Origin of the sequence: Variovorax davisae, assembly GCF_030316845.1 — a bacterium.
GTDB lineage: Bacteria > Pseudomonadota > Gammaproteobacteria > Burkholderiales > Burkholderiaceae_C > Variovorax > Variovorax davisae.
Window position 1 is genome coordinate 47,421 of record NZ_JASZYS010000018.1, and the last position, 16,276, is coordinate 63,696.

Consider the following 16,276-nt stretch of genomic DNA (forward strand, 5'->3'; position numbering starts at 1 on the left):
GTTGAGGATAAGCGGGAAGCGGGGCCGTCAGTCGTCGATGGCCGTCACGCGAAGAGGCGCTTGCACGGCGGGCAGGCCGCCGAGAAAAAGGTCGGCCACCACCGGCGCCATCGAGTCGTAGTCGAGTTCGCCATCGGGGCGCATCCAGATGAACATCCAGTTGATCATGCCGAACAGCAGCATGGTCAGCGGCTTGGCCAGCGCGGCCCGCTGCAGGTCGGGCCGCAGCTCGGCGACCACGCGCGCGAAGCCCGCCACCACGGTGCGCTGGGTGCCGAGCACGCGCTCGCGGTCGCCTTCCTCGAGGAACTTGACGTCCTCGGTGAGCACGCGGTGGGCGTGCTTGGCGCCGGCGTATTCCTCGACGAAGCGGCGGATCAGCTCGCGCAGCCGCTCGGCCGGCGCCAGGCCCTGCCGCTCGACGTCGCTCACCAGGTCCTCGAGGCGCGAGACGTGGTTCTCGGCGATGCTCACGAGCAGGCTGTATTTGTCGCGGTAGTAGTGATAGAGCAGGCCCTTCGAGAAGCCGCAGGCCTCGGCCACCTGGTTCATCGAGGTGGCCGAATAGCCGCGATTGGCGAACAGCAGCGCGGCATGCTCCAGGATCATGTCGCGTTGGTCGTCGTATCCGGCAGCGCGTCCTCGGGCCATGGCTTCCTTCGGGGGTGTTGGTTTCAGCGTTCGTCGAACGAGAGCACCACGCGCTCGGTGAGCGGGTGGGCCTGGCAGGTCAGCACGAAGCCGGCCGCCACCTCGTTCTTGTCGAGGGCGAAGTTTCGCTCCATCCGGACCTTGCCCTCGATCACCTTGGCGCGGCAGGTGCCGCAGACGCCCGAGGTGCAGGAGAAAGGCACTTCCATGCCGGCCGCCGAGGCGCAGTCGAGGATGCTGGGCTGGTCGCGGCGGAATTCGATCTCGCGCTGCAGCCCGTCGCGCACGATGACGATCTTCGCCACTTCGGCGTCGCCCGGTTTCGCCTCGTGGATCACCGCGCCGACCGGCGCGCCCTCGGGCGCGGCGACCCCGAAGCGCTCGATGTGGATGCGCTCCTCGGGCACGCCGGCCGCGAGCAGCGCGGCCTCGGCCTCGTCGTTCATCTGGAACGGGCCGCAGATGTAGGCATGGTCGATGCTGCCGGCCGGCACCACGCTGGACAGGAAGTCGCCGAGCTTGGCGCGGTCCATGCGGCCCATGTTGAGCGGCGCGTCGGTCGGCTCGCCCGAGAACACGTGGTGCAGCACCAGGCGCGTCATGTAGCGGTTCTTCAGGTCCTCGAGTTCTTCCTTGAACATCGTGGACTGCAGCTTGCGGTTGCCGTAGATCAGGGTGAAGCGCGACTGCGGCTCGCGCGCCAGCACCGTCTTCATGATCGACAGGATCGGCGTGATGCCGCTGCCGCCGACGATGCCCACGTGCTGGCGCTTGGACTGCGGCTCGATCGGCACGAAGAAGCGGCCCTGCGGCGCCATCACGTTGATCGTGTCGCCGGGCTGCAGCTTCTCGTTGATCCAGTTCGAGAAGGTGCCGCCCTTGACCTTGCGCACGCCGACGCGCAGTTCGCCGTCGTCGACGCCGGCGCAGATCGAGTACGAGCGGCGCAGGTCCTGGCCCTCGATGTCCTTGCGCAAGGTGAGGTACTGGCCCTGGGTGAAGCCGAAGGCTTCGCGCAGCTCGGTCGGCACATCGAACGAGACGATGACGGCTTCGTCGGTGTCGGGCTCGACGGCGCGCACGCGAAGCGGATGGAAGGTGACGCTCATGGGAGGCCCGTCAGATGGGTTTGAAATGTTCGAAGGGTTCGCGGCAGCTGACGCAGCGGTACATCGCCTTGCAGGCCGTGGACCCGAAGGCCGACAGCCGCTCGGTGTTGCTGCTGCCGCAGCGCGGGCAGGCGACCGCGTCGACCCGGCGGCCGAAGAAGCGGATCGGCACCGTGCCGTCGGTCGCGGCCGGTCCGGGCGGTGCGATGCCGTATTCGGACAGCTTGCGGCGGCCGTCGGCGCTGATCCAGTCGGTGGTCCAGGCCGGTGCGCGCTGCAGGGTGACATAGGCCGGGCCGAGGCCGGCCTGGTCGATCGCCGCCAGCACGTCGTGCTCGATCACCTCGGTCGCGGGGCAGCCCGAATAGGTCGGCGTCAGCACCACCTCGAGCCGGTCGTCGTGCTCGATCACGTCGCGCACGATGCCGAGGTCGCGCACCGACAGCGCCGGCACCTCGGGGTCGAGCACGGTGCCGAGCACGTCCCAGGCCTGGGCGCAGCGCGTCTCGGCCGCGGCGGGCGCAGTCACCACACGCCTCCGGGAAAAGCGCGCTGCAGGTGCTGCATCTCGGCCAGGATGTAGCCCATGTGCTCGGTGTGGACGCCGCGCTTGGCGGTGCTGCGGAAGGCCGAATCGGCCGGCCGCGCCAGCGAGGCCTCGCCGAGGATGGTGTCCATCTCGGCCAGCCAGCCGCCCTGCAGCTCGGACCAGCGCGGCCCCAGGCCGGCGGCGGCCGCGGCCTCGTCGACCGCGTCGGATTCGAACATCTCGGGCGTGTAGCGCCACAGGTCGGCCAGCGCCGCCTCGATGCGACGGCGCGATTCCTCGGTGCCGTCGCCCAGGCGCACCACCCAGTCGGCCGCATGCTGCTGGTGGTAGCGCGCCTCCTTGACCGCCTTGCCGGCGATGCCGGCCAGTTCGTCGTCGGCGGACTCGCGCAGGCGCTCCCACAGCAACTTCATCAGCGTCGCGACCATGGCATTGCGCAGCACCGTGAAGGCGAAGTCGCCGCGCGGCAGTTCCACCAGCGTCAGGTTGCGGTAGTCCTTCTCGTCGCGCAGGAAGGCCAGCTGGTCCTCGTCGTGGCCGAGGCCCTCGATGCGGCCGGCGTGCGTCAGCACGGCGCGGGCCTGGCCGATCAGGTCGAGCGCCATGTTCGACAGGGCGATGTCCTCTTCGAGGATCGGCGCGTGGCCGGACCACTCGGCGATGCGCTGGCCGAGGATCAGGCAGGTGTCGCCGAGCCGCAGCAGGTACTGCACGGCGGGCGTGGATTCGATGGCGATGGAGGCTTGCATGGTCAGGCGCTCACATGTGGTCCACGGAACCCGGGAGCTTGTAGAACGTCGGGTGGCGGTAGACCTTGTCTTCCATCGGGTCGAAGTACATGTCCTTGTCCGCCGGGTCGCTGGCGACGATCTGGTCGGAGCGCACCACCCAGACGCTGGTGCCTTCCTGGCGCCGGGTGTAGACGTCGCGCGCCATCTGGATCGCCATCTTGGGGTCGGCCGCGTGCAGGCTGCCGCAATGCTTGTGGTCGAGGCCCGAGCGGCTGCGCACGAAGACCTCCCAGAGGGGCCATTCGGCGGCGGAGGCGGGGGTGGGGTTCGTCATGTCGTTTCTTCCTTGCAGGCGGCGGCGCTCAGGCCGCCAGGGAGGTGGGTTCGGCGCGCTTGGCGGCATGGGCGAGCGCGGCCTCGCGCACCCAGGCGCCGTCGTCCCAGGCCTTGACCCGGGCGCCCAGGCGCTCGCGGTTGCAGGGGCCGTCGCCGCCGATCACGCGCCAGAACTCGCTCCAGTCGATCGGGCCATGGTCGTGGTGCTGGCGCTCCTCGTTCCACTTCAGGTCGGGGTCGGGCAGGGTCACGCCCAGCACCTTGGCCTGCTCGACCGCGGCGTCGATGAACTTGGCCCGCAGGTCGTCGTTGGTGAAGCGCTTGATGCCCCAGCGCATCGACTGCGCCGAGTTGGGCGACTGGTCGTCCGGCGGGCCGAACATCATGATCGACGGCCACCACCAGCGGTCGACCGCGTCCTGCACCATCGCCTTCTGCGCCTCGGTGCCGTTCTGCATCATCGTCAGCAGGGCCTCGAAGCCCTGGCGCTGGTGGAAGCTCTCCTCGCGGCAGATGCGGATCATGGCGCGCGCATAGGGCGCGTAGGAGCAGCGGCAGATCGGCACCTGGTTCATGATCGCGGCGCCGTCGACCAGCCAGCCGATGGTGCCCATGTCCGCCCAGCTCAAGGTCGGGTAGTTGAAGATCGAGCTGTACTTGGCGCGGCCGCTGTGCAGCGCGTCGACCATCTGGTCGCGCGAGGTGCCCAGGGTCTCGGCGGCCGAGTACAGGTAGAGCCCGTGGCCGGCCTCGTCCTGCACCTTGGCCAGCAGGATCGCCTTGCGCTTGAGCGTCGGCGCGCGCGTGATCCAGTTGCCTTCGGGCAGCATGCCGACGATCTCGGAATGCGCATGCTGGCTGATCTGCCGCACCAGCGTCTTGCGGTAGTGCTCGGGCATCCAGTCCTTGGCTTCGATGAAGCCGCCTTCGTCGATGCGGGCGTCGAAGCGCTGCTCGAGCTGCAGCTCCTCGGCGGAGCGTATCGGCTTCTTGGCGTCGCCGGGCTCCTTGCCCATCGTATCCATCGCTTGGGTGTACATGTTGATCCTTTCAGGCGCGGGGCCTTATTTCGGTCGCTGGTCGACCACGCGCCGGGCCTTGCCGGTCAGCGTGCGTTCAATGGTGCCGGCGGTGAGCACGTTCACCGTGGTCGAGATGCCCACCAGGGTCTTGATGCGCTGCTGCAGCCACTGCGTGATCTCGCGCAGCTCGGCGGCATCGGTGCCCGCCGCGGCCTGCGGCTGCAGTTCGCACTGCACCACGACGGTGTCGAGCAGGCCGTCGCGCGCCACGTTGATCTGGTACTGGCCCGAGAGCTTGGCGTGCTGCAGCACGATCTCCTCGATCTGGGTCGGGAACACGTTGACGCCGCGGATGATCAGCATGTCGTCGGAGCGGCCGACGATCTTGCCCATGCGGCGGAAGCTGCGCGAGGTCGGCGCCAGCAGGCGCGTGAGGTCGCGCGTGCGGTAGCGGATGATCGGCAGCGCCTCCTTGGTGAGCGAGGTGAAGACCAGCTCGCCCTCCGCGCCGTCGGGCAGCACCTCGCCGGTCTCGGGGTCGACGATCTCGGGATAGAAGTGGTCTTCCCAGACCACCGGGCCGTCCTTGCTCTCGATGCATTCGCTGGCGACGCCCGGGCCCATGACTTCCGACAGGCCGTAGATGTCGACCGCGTCGATGCCGGCCTTGCCTTCGATCTCGCGCCGCATGGCCTCGGTCCAGGGCTCGGCGCCGAAGATGCCGACCTGGAGCGAGCTCTCGCGCGGGTCCAGCCCCTGGCGCACGAATTCCTCGATGATCACCTGCATGTAGCTCGGCGTGACCATGATCAGGTCGGGCCGGAAGTCGCGGATCAGCTGCACCTGCTTCTCGGTCTGGCCGCCCGACATCGGGATCACGGTGCAGCCCGCGCGCTCGGCGCCGTAGTGGGCCCCGAGGCCGCCGGTGAACAGGCCGTAGCCATAGGCCACGTGGATGATGTCGCCGCGGCGCCCGCCGGCGGCGCGGATCGAGCGCGCCACCAGGTCGGCCCAGCGGTCGATGTCGCCCTGCGTGTAGCCGACCACGGTCGGCTTGCCGGTGGTGCCCGACGAGGCATGGATGCGCGCCACCTGCTCGCGCGGCACGGCGAACATGCCGAAGGGGTAGTTGTCGCGCAGGTCCTTCTTGGCCGTGAACGGGAACTTGGCGAGGTCGCCCAGCTGCTTGAGATCGGCCGGATGGACGCCCTTGGCATCGAAGGCCTGGCGGTAGTGCGGCACGTGGTCGTAGGCGTGCTGCAGGGTCCAGCGCAGGCGCTGCAGCTGCAGCGCCTGGATCTCGTCGCGGCTGGCGGTCTCGATGGCGTCGAGGTCGCCGGGCTGGGGTTGCTTGACGGGCATGGGGTGTCTCCTCTGGCGGTTCGGTCGGCGGCGATCTCAGTCGGCGACCGCCGGCTTGCCCTTGATGGTGTAGGAGCGGCCGCGGAACATCGCGATGCGCTCGCCGTGCTGGTTGGTGATCTCGCTGTCGTAGACGCCGGTGCGGCCGGCCTTCGACAGCTCGAAGCTGCGGGCCGTGAGCACGTCGCCCTCGCGCGCCGGCGCCACCAGGTCGATCGAGAAGCCCGAGGCCACCGTGAGCTCGTTGTACGAATTGCAGGCGTAGGCGAAGGCGGTGTCGGCCAGCGCCGCCAGGAAGCCGCCGTGGCAGGTCGCGTGGCCGTTGAGCATGTGGCCGCGCACGGTCATCGTGACCGTGGCCTGGCCCGGCGCGACCTCGGTCACGTCGATGCCCAGGCCGCGCACGGCGGGGTCGTTGGCGTACATGCGCTCGCGGACCCGCTCGGCGGTCTGCTGGGGGGTGCGGTCGGTGCTGTGGGACATGTCTGCGGAGCTGGCGTTCATCGGTCGGTGAAGACGGGGGCGCGCTTGGCGCCGAAGGCGGCCACGCCTTCGAGGTAGTCGTGGGCGCTGCCGAGCTGCGACTGCAGCGCGGCTTCCATGTCGAGCGCCTGGTCGAGCGTGAGCGCCTGCGCGCCGTCGATGGCGGCGCGCGTCGCTGCCAGCGCCTTCGCGGGCATGGCGGCCAGCCGCTGGGCCAGCTTGGCGGTCTCGTCGGCCAGGGCCGCGTCGTCCACGCATTTCCAGATCAGGCCGATGCGCTCGGCCTCGGCCGCGGGCAGCTTGTCGCCCAGCATCGCCAGGCCCAGGGCACGGGCGCGGCCGACGATGCGCGGCAGCAGCCAGGTGCCGCCGGTGTCGGGCACCAGGCCGATCTTGGCGAAAGCCTGGATGAAGCTGGCCGACTGCCCGGCCAGCACGAAGTCGCAGTTCAGCGCCAGGTTGGCGCCCGCGCCCGCCGCCACGCCGTTGACGGCGGCGATCACCGGCACCGGCATCGACTTGAGGCGCTGCACCAGCGGCTTGTAGAGCGTGTTGATCGCGAGTGCCAGGTCCTTGGGCGGCTCGCCGGGCGCGGCCGGCGCGACCATCGGGTCGGCCAGGTCCTGGCCGGCGCAGAAGCCGCGGCCGGCGCCGGTCAGCACCACGCAGCGCACGTCGGCGTTGGCGGCGGCGGCGGCGGCGTCGAGCGCCGCGCGCAGCGCCTGGTGCATGGCTTCGGTGAAGCTGTTGAGGGCGGCGGGCCGGTTCAAGGTCAGCGTCAGGACCGGACCCTGCTGGGTCGCGAGGACGAGGGAGTCGGACAAGCTGTGTCTCCTGTCTGGGTTCTTGGCGTGGGGCGGGGGTCTTGACCGGCGTCAAAAGTATCGTTGACCGACCGGTCGGTTAATCATAGGATCGGAAAAAGATTGACGCAAGTCAAAAACGCCGAGGGATAACCCTTAATTCAAACGACGGAGATTTCGCGATGCCTTGTTATTCCATCGAAGGCGTGGTGCCGGTCATCGACCCGAGCGCCTACGTGCACCCGACCGCGGTCCTGATCGGCGACGTGATCGTCGGCCCCGACTGCTATGTCGGGCCCTGCGCCGTGCTGCGCGGCGATTTCGGCCGCATCGTGCTGGAGCGCGGCTCGAACGTGCAGGACACCTGCGTGGTCCATGGCTTCCCGGCCCAGGACACGGTGGTCGAGGAGAACGGCCACATCGGCCACGGCGCGGTGCTGCACAGCTGCATCGTGCGGCGCGATGCGCTGGTGGGCATGAACGCGGTGGTGATGGACGAGGCCGAGATCGGCGAGGCCTCGATCGTCGCCGCCTGCGCCTTCGTGCCGGCCGGCCGCAAGATCCCGCCGCGCTCGCTGGCCGCCGGCATGCCGGCCAAGGTGATGCGCGCCCTCAGCGACCAGGAAGTGGCCTGGAAGCTGGAAGGCACCCGCACCTACCAGGCGCTGACGCTGCGCAGCCTGGCGAGCATGCAGGAGGTGCCGGCGCTGACCGCGGTCGAGGCCGAACGGCCGCGCGTGGCGGCGCCGGACGTCAAGCCGCTGATCGCGACCAAGCGGGGCTGAGGGCCGGCGCGGGCCGGGCCAGATCGCGGTCGCTCTCGACCGCGAAATAGAACCACTCGGTCCCCGGCAGGGCCTCGGCATTCGGGAACACGATGAAGCCGTCGCGCTCGGCGTGCAGCACGCTGCCGTCCTCGCGCACGCCGACGGGCTCGCCGCGCGCCACCCGGTCGAAGGTGGCCCACTCGCGCACGAACCGGTCTTCGGCGTGCAGCCGGTCCACGACACTGACCAGCCGCAGCAGCGAGGGCGCCCGCGGCGGCGCCGCCGCCGGGTCGGGCGCGATCATGCCCAGCAGCCGCAGCGCCGACAGGATCGCCCGGCGGGCCACCTCCGGCGCCGCCGGGTCCTGGTGCTGGCCGCATTCGAGCGTCACGCCGTAGCCGCCCCGGCTGCGCATGTATTCGTTGGTGCCCCAGCCGAAGGCCAGCGCCGCCTCGTCGGCAGCCTGCCCGCGCTGCGCCAGGCCGGCGGCATAGATGTCGAGCCAGCCCTCGACCACCCGCGGCGTGCCGAGGTGCAGCGCCAGCTGCCCTTCCTCGAAGGCGCGCGAGAACGGCTCGAGCGGGCCCTGGTTGTCGCGCGGCCCGATCATGGCGAAGGCCTCGCCCTCGCTCTGGAACGAATGCAGGTCGAGCAGCACCTCGTGGCGATCGAGCAGCGGGCACAGCAGGTCGGTGATGCGGGCCTCGTAGTCGGCCGGCTCGGCGCCCGGCGCGGTCGGGCGGAACAGGCGGTTGAGATTGCGCTCGCCCTCGCGCCGCAGCCGCCGCCGCGCGAGCGGATTGGCGACCGGCACCAGGGTCAATTGGCCGCGCAGCAACTGGAGCGACCCGCCGTCCAGCGCGGCCACGATGCGCTCGATGCCGGCGGTGCCGCAGGTCTCGTCGCCATGCACCCCGCCGAGGACGACGAGCCGAGGCCCCGGCTGCAGGCTGGCATAGCCATGGATGCGAAGGAGGTCGGTGGCGGCGGTCATTGCGCTGTCCATCCTACAGGCCTGCGAAGGCCGGTCCTACCGCGTTCTCCCCCGGGCCGTGCGACAAACGAAGGCCCGACACAGGAGCAAGCGATGGCCACGAAGAACAACCCCGCGAGGACCGATGCCGAGGGTTCGAAGGATGCCGAAGGCGGCAAGACCCAGGTCGAGCAGGGCGGCGAATCGGCGCCCCGGCTGCCGCACGAGCACGACCAGTCGTCCGACAGCCAGCAGAGCCCCGACGGCAAGGCTCCAGATGTCGGCCGCCAGGCGCACGAGGACATCGAGCGCGGCCTGGTCGATACCGACAAGGGCCCGGTGACCGACCGGGTCTACAACGACAAGCTCAAGCCTTGACGGCGGTGGCCAGTTGCTCGCGCATCGACCGCACCACGCCCGCATAGTCCTTGGCATTGAAGATCGCGCTGCCCGCCACGAAGGTGTCGGCGCCGGCGCTCGCCACCTGCGCGATGTTGTCGGCCTTGATGCCGCCATCCACCTCGAGCCGGATGTCGCGTCCGGTGGCCTCGATGCGCTTGCGCGCGAGCTCGATCTTGCGCAGGGCCGAATCGATGAAGCTCTGGCCGCCGAAGCCGGGGTTGACGCTCATGATCAGGATCAGGTCGATGTCGTCGATCACCCAGTCGAGCGCCTCCAGGCCCAGGCCCGGGTTGAACACCAGCCCGGCCTTGCAGCCCGCCGCCTTGATCGCCTGGATGCTGCGGTGCACGTGCGGCGAGGCGTCGGGATGGAAGCTGATGTAGTCGGCGCCGGCCTGCGCGAAGGCCGCGGCCAGGGCGTCCACCGGCTGGATCATGAGATGGACGTCGATCGGCACCGGCTGGCCGTCGGGCGTCTTGGCGTGCGGCTTGAGCGCCTGGCAGACCATCGGCCCGAAGGTCAGGTTGGGCACGTAGTGGTTGTCCATCACGTCGAAATGGATCCAGTCGGCGCCGGCGGCGATCACGTCGCGCACCTCGTCGCCGAGGCGGGCGAAGTCGGCCGAGAGGATGGAAGGGGCGATTCTGAAGGGGCTGCTCATGGGCCCGGATTGTCGCAGCAGGGGCGCCGGCTTGCAGCGCCGCCGGAGCCTTCCGTTAGTATCCCTGCGATGTCCACGCTACCGATCAGTGTCCAGGTCGAGCCCCGCTACCTGCCAGACCAGTCCTCGCCCGAGGACCGCGTCCACACCTTCGCCTACGCCGTGACGGTCACCAACAACGGCCAGGTGGCGGCGCAGCTGATTGCGCGCCACTGGATCTTCGCCGACGCCTCCGGCCACACGCAGGAGGTCGACGGCCTCGGCGTCATCGGCCAGCAGCCCCTGCTGGCGCCAGGGGAATCGTTCCGCTACACCAGCGGCTGCCGGCTGCAGGCCCCCAGCGGTACCATGCACGGCAGCTTCTTCTTCGTCACCGAGCGCGGCGAACGCTTCGACGTTCCGATCCCCACGCTGGTGCTGGAAGCCGACGCGGGCGACATGCCCTCCTCGCGCGTGCTGCACTGAGCACGCTTTTCTCTTTCGCGCCATGAACGCCTTGCGCGCTCTGGATCTTCCGCGGGGGCCGAGGCCCCCCTCAAGCTGAATCGATGACGTCTTTCCTGCCCAATGATCTGCTGGGTTTCTGGTCGGAGTGGGTGCGGCCCTCGGCCGGCCTGCCGACCGTGCTGTGGTCGCTGCTGCTGGCCACCGCGGCCGCGGCCGGCCACCTGGTGCAACGCTACGCGGGCCTGCCCAAGGTGGTCGGCTATTCGATCGTCGGCACCGTGGTCGGCTTCGCCGGCTTCGAGGGCGCGATCTGGCCGCTGCAGGGCATCAGCCTGTTCCTGCTCGAGCTCGGCGTGGCGATCGTGCTGTTCGAGGCCGGCGGCCGGCTGCCGCTGCGCTGGTTCCGCCACAACCCGATGGTGCTGGTGCAAAGCCTGCTCGAGTCGACCTTGACCTACTTCGGCGTCTTCTGGGCCCTGCACTGGCTCGGCATACCCGACCCGGTGGCCAACCCGATCGCGCTGATGGCGATCGTGGCCTCGCCGGCGGTGCTGAGCCGGGTCGTGATGGACACCCGGGCCTCGGGCCCGGTGACCGAGCGCGCGATGACGCTCGCCACCCTCAACACCTTCTACGCGCTGGCGCTCGGCTATGCGCAGGCCGGGCTGATCGAGCATGCGCCCACCGGCCTGCTCGAGAGGCTCAACCCGGTCGGCGTGGTGCTTGGCCTTTCGTTCGTGGTCGGCGGACTGATGGCGCTGTCGCTGCGCTCGGCGCTGCGCGTCATGAGCCCGACCAGCGAGAACACCTCGATCCTGCTGCTGGCGATCATCGCCGCCGGGGCCGCGCTGGCGGCGCATTTCGGCGGCTCGGCGCCGCTGGCGGCCCTGATCGGCGGTGTGCTGCTGAAGGCGCTCAACCCCAAGCCCTGGGCCTGGCCGCGGCAGCTCGGCACCGCGGCCTCGCTGCTGACGATGCTGATGTTCGTGCTGGTCTCGATCGTCGCCGCCCAGGCCGACTGGAGCCTGCCGGTGGCCAGCGTGGTGCTGAGCGTGATCGGCGTGCGCGCGGCCGCCAAGATCGCCGGCGTCGCGATCGCCAACCCGGGCAGCGGCGCGAGCTGGAAGCAGGCCTTCTGGGTCGGCTGCGCGATGTCGCCGCTGTCCTCGATCGCGCTGCTGATCACCTCGGCCTTCGTCACGGCCTCGCCGCTGCTGGGCGCGATGATCACCCAGATCGCCTTGCCGGCGATCCTGCTGATGGAGGTGCTCGGCGCGGTGCTCGCGACGGTCGCCATCCACGCCGCCGGCGAGAGCTCCACGCCTTGGACCCCCGAGGCCTTCGGCACCGTGGAGGACACGCAACGATGAGCCATCGCACGATCGATCCCGCCACCGGCGCGCCGGCCAACACGCCGGCCAGCCGGGTGGTGCCGCTCGAACCCTTCAACAAGTCGGTGGCGCTGTCGCTCGGCGTCGAGCTCGAGCTGCAGCTGGTCAACACCCACGACTACGACCTGGCGCCCTATGCCGAGGACATGCTGCGGCTGATGGCGCAGACGCCGCTGCCCGGCAGCGTGGTGCCCGAGATGACCTCGAGCATGATCGAGATCTCGACCGACGTCTGCCATTCGGCGCAGGACGTGATCGCCCAGCTGACGCCGATCCGCGACGCGCTGGTGCGCAACGCCGACAAGCTCAACATCGCGGTGGTCGGCGGCGGCACCCATGCCTTCCAGCAGTGGCACGAGCGGCGCATCTACGACAAGCCGCGCTTTCGCGAGCTGTCCGAGCTGTACGGCTACCTGTCGAAGCAGTTCACGATCTTCGGCCAGCACGTGCACATCGGCTGCCCCGATGCCGACGCCGCGCTGCTGATGCTGCACCGCATGTCGCGCTACATCCCGCACTTCATCGCGCTGTCGGCGTCGTCGCCCTTCGTGCAGGGGCAGGACACGCAGTTCGACTCGGCCCGGCTCAACTCGGTGTTCGCGTTCCCGCTGTCCGGCCGCGCGCCCTTCACCCTCTCGTGGCGCGAATTCGAGAACTACTTCAAGCGCATGACCCGCACCGGCGTGGTCCGCAGCATGAAGGACTTCTACTGGGACATCCGGCCCAAGCCCGAATTCGGCACCATCGAGATCCGCGTCTTCGACACCCCGCTCACGGTGGAGCGCGCCGCCGCGCTGGCGGGCTACGTGCAGTCGCTGGCGGCCTGGTTCCTGCAGGAGCAGCCCTTCACGCCGACCGAGGACGACTACCTGGTCTACACCTACAACCGCTTCCAGGCCTGCCGCTTCGGCCTCGATGCGCTGTACGTCGACCCGGCCAGCGGCGAGCACATGCCGCTGCGCGACCATATCCTCATGACCATGACGCAGCTCGAATGGCACAGCGAAGCCCTCAACGCCACGCAGGCGCTCGGCGAGCTGCGCACCAGCGTCGAGGCCAACCGCAACGACGCCCGCTGGCTGCGCGAGAAGCAGGGCAAGGAGCGCCTGCTGGCCGAAGTGGTGCGGCAGGCCGCGCTGCGCTTCCGCAGCACCACGGTGTGAGCACGGCATGAGCGGCAGCGGCGAATTCGATCTCATCGCGCGCTACTTCACGCGCCCGGCGCGGCGCTCGCCGCTGGGCGTGGGCGACGACTGCGCCCTGCTCGCGCCGGCGGCGGGCATGCAGCTGGCGGTGTCTTCCGACATGCTGGTCGAGGGGCGGCACTTCCTGTCGACGGTCGACCCGGCGCGCCTCGGCCACAAGGCGCTGGCGGTCAACCTCAGCGACCTCGCCGCCTGCGGTGCGCAGCCGCTGGCCTTCACGCTGGCGCTCTCGCTGCCGGCGGTCGACGAGGCCTGGCTCGCCGGCTTCTCGCGCGGCCTGTTCGCGCTGGCCGATGCACACGGCTGCGAGCTGGTCGGCGGCGACACCACGCGCGGCCCGCTCAATCTCTGCATCACGGTGTTCGGCGAAGTGCCGGCCGGCGCGGCGCTCCTGCGCTCGGGCGCGCGCGTGGGCGACGATGTCTGGGCCAGCGGCACGCTGGGCGATGCCCGCCTGGCGCTCGAGGTCTTCCGCGGCACCCTGGCGCTGCCGGCCGACCTGTTCGACGTGGCCCGCAGCCGCATGGAGCAGCCGACGCCGCGGGTCGCGCTCGGCCTGGCGCTGCGCGGCATCGCGACGGCAGCGGTCGACCTCAGCGACGGATTGGTTGGCGACCTCGGGCACATCCTGAAAGCCAGCGGCGTCGGTGCGCAGATCGACGCCGATGCCGCCGCGCAGCTGCTGGCGACCGGCGATTCGGCCGGCCTGGACATCGCGCTGCGGCGCGCCTGCGCACTGGCCGGCGGCGACGACTACGAGCTCGCCTTCACCGCGCCGCAATCGGCGCGCGCCGCGGTCGAAGAGGCGGGCCGCGCCAGCGCGACGCCGGTCACGCGCATCGGCGCCATCGAGGCCGCGGCGGGCCTGCGGCTGGTCGATGCGCGGGGCGCCGCCGTGACGCAGCGCTTCGCGTCCTTCGACCACTTCGCCTGAAGCAGGGTCAGGCGCGGCGCCGGGTCGGCACCGGCACCGCCTCCAGCACCGCGAAGGCCGAATCGATCTCGAGATCGTTCAGCACGCAGGTCAGGCCCCGGTACAGCTCGTTCGGCGACACCGGCTTGTGCAGCAGCGGCACGCCGCTGGCACGGGCTTCGCGCAGGCGCTGCGGCGCCGTGTCGCCGGTGATCAGCAGCGCCGGCAGGCGCTCGCCGAACTCGGCGCGCAGCGCCGCGATGGCCTCGGCGCCGGTGCGCAGCTCGCGCAGCCGGTAGTCGCTGATGACCAGGCCCGGCGGGTGGGCGCGGGCCAGCGCCTGGGCCTCCTCGATCGAGTCGGCGACATCGCATTCGCAGCCCCAGGCGCGCAGCAGCTGGCGCATGCCGGCGCGCACTGCTTCGTCGTCGTCGATCACCAGCACGCGGACGTCGAACACGCGGGCGTGGCCCGCGGCCGCCTCCAGGGCGCCGCTGGCGACGCTGGCCTGCGCCATCGGCAGTGCCAGCCGGAACACGCTGCCGCGCCCCGGCACCGACACCAGCGACAGCGCGTGGCCGAGCGCGCGCGCCAGGCCCTGGGCGATCGCCAGGCCCAGCCCCAGGCCCTTGCGCCGGTCGCGCTCGGCGTTGCCGAGCTGGTGGAACTCGCGAAAGATCTCGCCCTGCTGGGTCGGCGCGATGCCGATGCCGGTGTCCCAGACTTCGAGCAGCAGCTCGCGCCGGCGCACCCGGCAGGCCACCAGCACGCCGCCGCTGTCGGTGTAGCGGATCGCGTTCGACACCAGGTTGCGCAGGATCAGCGCCACCAGCGCCGGATCGGAGCGCACCGCCGCATGGGTCTCCCGCGAGCGGTAGACGATGCCCTTGGCGTCGGCCTGCGGCGCCAGTTCGTTCTCGATGCGGTTGAGCAGCGGCTGCAGCTGGAAGTCCTGCATCTGCGGCTCGACCACGCCGGCCTCGATGCGCGAGAAGTCGAGCAGGGTGTCGAGCATCTCGGCCGAGGCGTGCCAGGTGGCGCGGGCGTTGGCCAGGGCGTCGTACTGGGCGGCCGACAGCTTGCTGCGGGCCAGCACCTCGAGGAACAGCCCCTGGGCGTGGATCGGCTGGCGCAGGTCGTGGCTGGCGGCGGCGAGGAACTTGGACTTCGCCAGGTTGGCCTCGTCGGCCTTGAGCTGGGCCGCCTGCGCATGGCCGGTCTCGACCCGCAGCCGCTCGATCAGCTCCAGGTTCTCGAAGCGCAGGTCGATCGCCGCCCGCGCCGCCCGGGCGCCGTTGCGCGCCTGGCCGAACAGCGTCGCCACGTACAGCACCCCGGCCGCGCCGAGCGCGTTGTAGGCCGGGTCGCCCAGCAGCACCAGCTTGGCGGCCACCACGGCCAGCTCGACCGCGCCGAAGATCACGAACACCGGCAGCACCGGCGAGAGCGAAGACATCGAGCTGCCCGCCACGCCCGCCAGCACGGCGATGACCAGGATGCTGCCGGCCGTCGAGGTGCTGCCCAGCGCGACCCAGGCCAGGGCGCCCCAGGCGGCGGCGTCGATGCAGTTGAGCGCCATCTGCCGCCAGACCAGCCGCGGCGCGCGCTCGAACGAGATCTCGCGGGCCAGCGTGCGGCGGGCATCGCGGGCGCAATACAGCTTGATCAGGATCACGATGCCGGCCCACAGCCGCAGCGCCAGCGCGTTGCTGTCGTTGGCGAGCACCCAGACCAGCAGCAGCGCGACCCCGATCGTCGGGCCCACCGAACTGCCGATGTTGCCGAGCTGCAGCCGCAGCTGCTCGACCAGCGTGCGCCCGTCGGCCAGCCGCAGGAATCGGGTCATCAGCCGACCAGGCCCCGGCGGCGCGCCGCGAAGCCGGCCTCGGAGCGGCTCGACACCTGCAGCGCCGCCAGCACCGCCTGCACGTGCCCGCGCACCGTGTTCTCCGACAGCCCGAGGCGGCGCCCGATGACCTTGTTCGGCAGCCCCTGGCACAGCAGGTCCAGCACCTCGAACTGGCGCGGCGTCAGCAGCTGGGGCGCGCCGGCGCCCTCGCCGGCCGCGGCCTGCGCGGCGGCGCTGGCCGGCTCGCCGCGGCGCAGCTGCTCGATCACCGCCAGGATGTTGTCGGCGCTGTCGGCCTTGGAGACGAAGGCGGCGGCGCCGCGCTCCAGCGCCATGCGCACGTTGTGCGGGCCGGCGTCGGACGACAGGATCACCACCACCGCCTCGGGCCACTTGCGCTTCACCAGCGCGATGCCCTCCAGGCCGTTGAGCCCGTGCAGCTGGATGTCGAGCAGCACCAGCGCGGGATCGTCCATGCCGGCGCGCAGTCCCTCTTCGAGCGAGCTCGCCTCGGCCACTTCGAGCTCGGGAATGCCGGAGGCGAGGACCATGCGAAGTCCGCAGCGGAACAGCGCGTGGTCGTCGATGAGGAGAATTCGGGCCGGCAACATACGGCAACAA

The 16,276-nt window shown here is 70.6% G+C and carries 19 protein-coding genes; 6 read left to right on the plus strand and 13 right to left on the minus strand.

Annotation, left to right across the window (positions count from 1 at the left end):
* Positions 1-27 precede the first annotated feature (27 nt).
* Genes QTI33_RS30455 through QTI33_RS30495 form a run of 9 tightly spaced genes read right to left on the minus strand, consistent with a single transcriptional unit; the run spans position 28 to position 7,068 of the window.
* Positions 28-651 (minus strand): TetR/AcrR family transcriptional regulator, encoded by a 624-nt coding sequence (locus QTI33_RS30455; RefSeq protein ID WP_286510306.1) that lies wholly within the window; start codon positions 649-651, stop codon positions 28-30.
* A gap of 23 nt (positions 652-674) precedes the next feature.
* Positions 675-1,760, minus strand: a complete 1,086-nt coding sequence (paaE, locus tag QTI33_RS30460; RefSeq protein WP_286510307.1) for a 1,2-phenylacetyl-CoA epoxidase subunit PaaE — start codon at positions 1,758-1,760, stop codon at positions 675-677.
* A gap of 10 nt (positions 1,761-1,770) precedes the next feature.
* Complete coding sequence (paaD, locus tag QTI33_RS30465) at positions 1,771-2,292, minus strand: 1,2-phenylacetyl-CoA epoxidase subunit PaaD (RefSeq protein ID WP_444814914.1); 522 nt, start codon at positions 2,290-2,292, stop codon at positions 1,771-1,773.
* The gene (gene paaC, locus QTI33_RS30470) at positions 2,286-3,059 is read right to left on the minus strand and encodes a 1,2-phenylacetyl-CoA epoxidase subunit PaaC (protein ID WP_286510309.1); all 774 of its coding nucleotides are present in this window, start codon (positions 3,057-3,059) and stop codon (positions 2,286-2,288) included. The genes paaD and paaC overlap by 7 nt, the downstream gene beginning before the upstream one ends.
* A gap of 10 nt (positions 3,060-3,069) precedes the next feature.
* A complete protein-coding gene (gene paaB / locus QTI33_RS30475) occupies positions 3,070-3,375 on the minus strand; it encodes a 1,2-phenylacetyl-CoA epoxidase subunit PaaB (protein ID WP_286372007.1) in 306 nt (101 codons plus the stop codon).
* Between the two features lie 28 nt (positions 3,376-3,403).
* A complete protein-coding gene (paaA, locus tag QTI33_RS30480; protein ID WP_286510310.1) occupies positions 3,404-4,417 on the minus strand; it encodes a 1,2-phenylacetyl-CoA epoxidase subunit PaaA in 1,014 nt (337 codons plus the stop codon).
* 24 nt (positions 4,418-4,441) lie between these two features.
* Entirely contained in the window at positions 4,442-5,761 is a 1,320-nt protein-coding gene (gene paaK, locus QTI33_RS30485; protein WP_286510311.1) for a phenylacetate--CoA ligase PaaK, read from the minus strand.
* Positions 5,762-5,797: 36 nt separating this feature from the next.
* Entirely contained in the window at positions 5,798-6,244 is a 447-nt protein-coding gene (paaI, locus tag QTI33_RS30490; protein WP_286510312.1) for a hydroxyphenylacetyl-CoA thioesterase PaaI, read from the minus strand.
* A 17-nt stretch (positions 6,245-6,261) separates the two neighbouring features.
* The gene (locus QTI33_RS30495; protein ID WP_286510313.1) at positions 6,262-7,068 is read right to left on the minus strand and encodes an enoyl-CoA hydratase-related protein; all 807 of its coding nucleotides are present in this window, start codon (positions 7,066-7,068) and stop codon (positions 6,262-6,264) included.
* A gap of 161 nt (positions 7,069-7,229) precedes the next feature.
* Here QTI33_RS30495 and QTI33_RS30500 point away from each other — a divergent pair, with 161 nt between their 5' ends.
* Positions 7,230-7,832: a phenylacetic acid degradation protein PaaY gene (locus QTI33_RS30500; RefSeq protein WP_286510314.1), complete on the plus strand. Its 603-nt coding sequence runs from the start codon at positions 7,230-7,232 to the stop codon at positions 7,830-7,832.
* Here the strand turns inward: QTI33_RS30500 and QTI33_RS30505 are convergent.
* Positions 7,801-8,820 carry a succinylglutamate desuccinylase/aspartoacylase family protein gene (locus QTI33_RS30505; protein ID WP_286510315.1) on the minus strand — a complete coding sequence of 340 codons (1,020 nt, stop codon included), beginning with the start codon at positions 8,818-8,820 and terminating at the stop codon, positions 7,801-7,803. The two genes, QTI33_RS30500 and QTI33_RS30505, sit on opposite strands and share 32 nt — an antisense overlap.
* Before the next feature lie 81 nt (positions 8,821-8,901).
* On the opposite strand from QTI33_RS30505, the gene QTI33_RS30510 reads away from it, so the two are divergent.
* Positions 8,902-9,165, plus strand: coding sequence for a hypothetical protein (locus QTI33_RS30510; protein WP_286510316.1), 264 nt, complete (start codon positions 8,902-8,904; stop codon positions 9,163-9,165).
* Here the strand turns inward: QTI33_RS30510 and rpe are convergent.
* On the minus strand, positions 9,155-9,850 hold the full coding sequence (gene rpe, locus QTI33_RS30515) for a ribulose-phosphate 3-epimerase (RefSeq protein ID WP_286510317.1): 696 nt from the start codon (positions 9,848-9,850) through the stop codon (positions 9,155-9,157). The two genes, QTI33_RS30510 and rpe, sit on opposite strands and share 11 nt — an antisense overlap.
* A 69-nt stretch (positions 9,851-9,919) precedes the next feature.
* Here rpe and apaG point away from each other — a divergent pair, with 69 nt between their 5' ends.
* From apaG to thiL, 4 genes are all read left to right on the plus strand, one after another.
* Positions 9,920-10,315, plus strand: coding sequence for a Co2+/Mg2+ efflux facilitator ApaG/CorD (apaG, locus tag QTI33_RS30520; protein ID WP_286510318.1), 396 nt, complete (start codon positions 9,920-9,922; stop codon positions 10,313-10,315).
* Between the two features lie 83 nt (positions 10,316-10,398).
* The gene (locus tag QTI33_RS30525) at positions 10,399-11,667 is read left to right on the plus strand and encodes a cation:proton antiporter (RefSeq protein WP_286510319.1); all 1,269 of its coding nucleotides are present in this window, start codon (positions 10,399-10,401) and stop codon (positions 11,665-11,667) included.
* Positions 11,668-11,726: 59 nt separating this feature from the next.
* Positions 11,727-12,851: a YbdK family carboxylate-amine ligase gene (locus QTI33_RS30530; protein WP_286510404.1), complete on the plus strand. Its 1,125-nt coding sequence runs from the start codon at positions 11,727-11,729 to the stop codon at positions 12,849-12,851.
* Positions 12,852-12,858: 7 nt separating this feature from the next.
* Positions 12,859-13,827: a thiamine-phosphate kinase gene (gene thiL / locus QTI33_RS30535; RefSeq protein ID WP_286510320.1), complete on the plus strand. Its 969-nt coding sequence runs from the start codon at positions 12,859-12,861 to the stop codon at positions 13,825-13,827.
* 7 nt (positions 13,828-13,834) lie between these two features.
* On the opposite strand, the gene QTI33_RS30540 is transcribed toward thiL, so the two are convergent.
* Positions 13,835-15,652 carry an ATP-binding response regulator gene (locus QTI33_RS30540; protein WP_286510321.1) on the minus strand — a complete coding sequence of 606 codons (1,818 nt, stop codon included), beginning with the start codon at positions 15,650-15,652 and terminating at the stop codon, positions 13,835-13,837.
* Complete coding sequence (locus QTI33_RS30545) at positions 15,652-16,266, minus strand: response regulator (protein WP_286510322.1); 615 nt, start codon at positions 16,264-16,266, stop codon at positions 15,652-15,654. Before QTI33_RS30545 ends, QTI33_RS30540 begins: the two co-directional genes overlap by 1 nt.
* Positions 16,267-16,276: the final 10 nt, after the last annotated feature.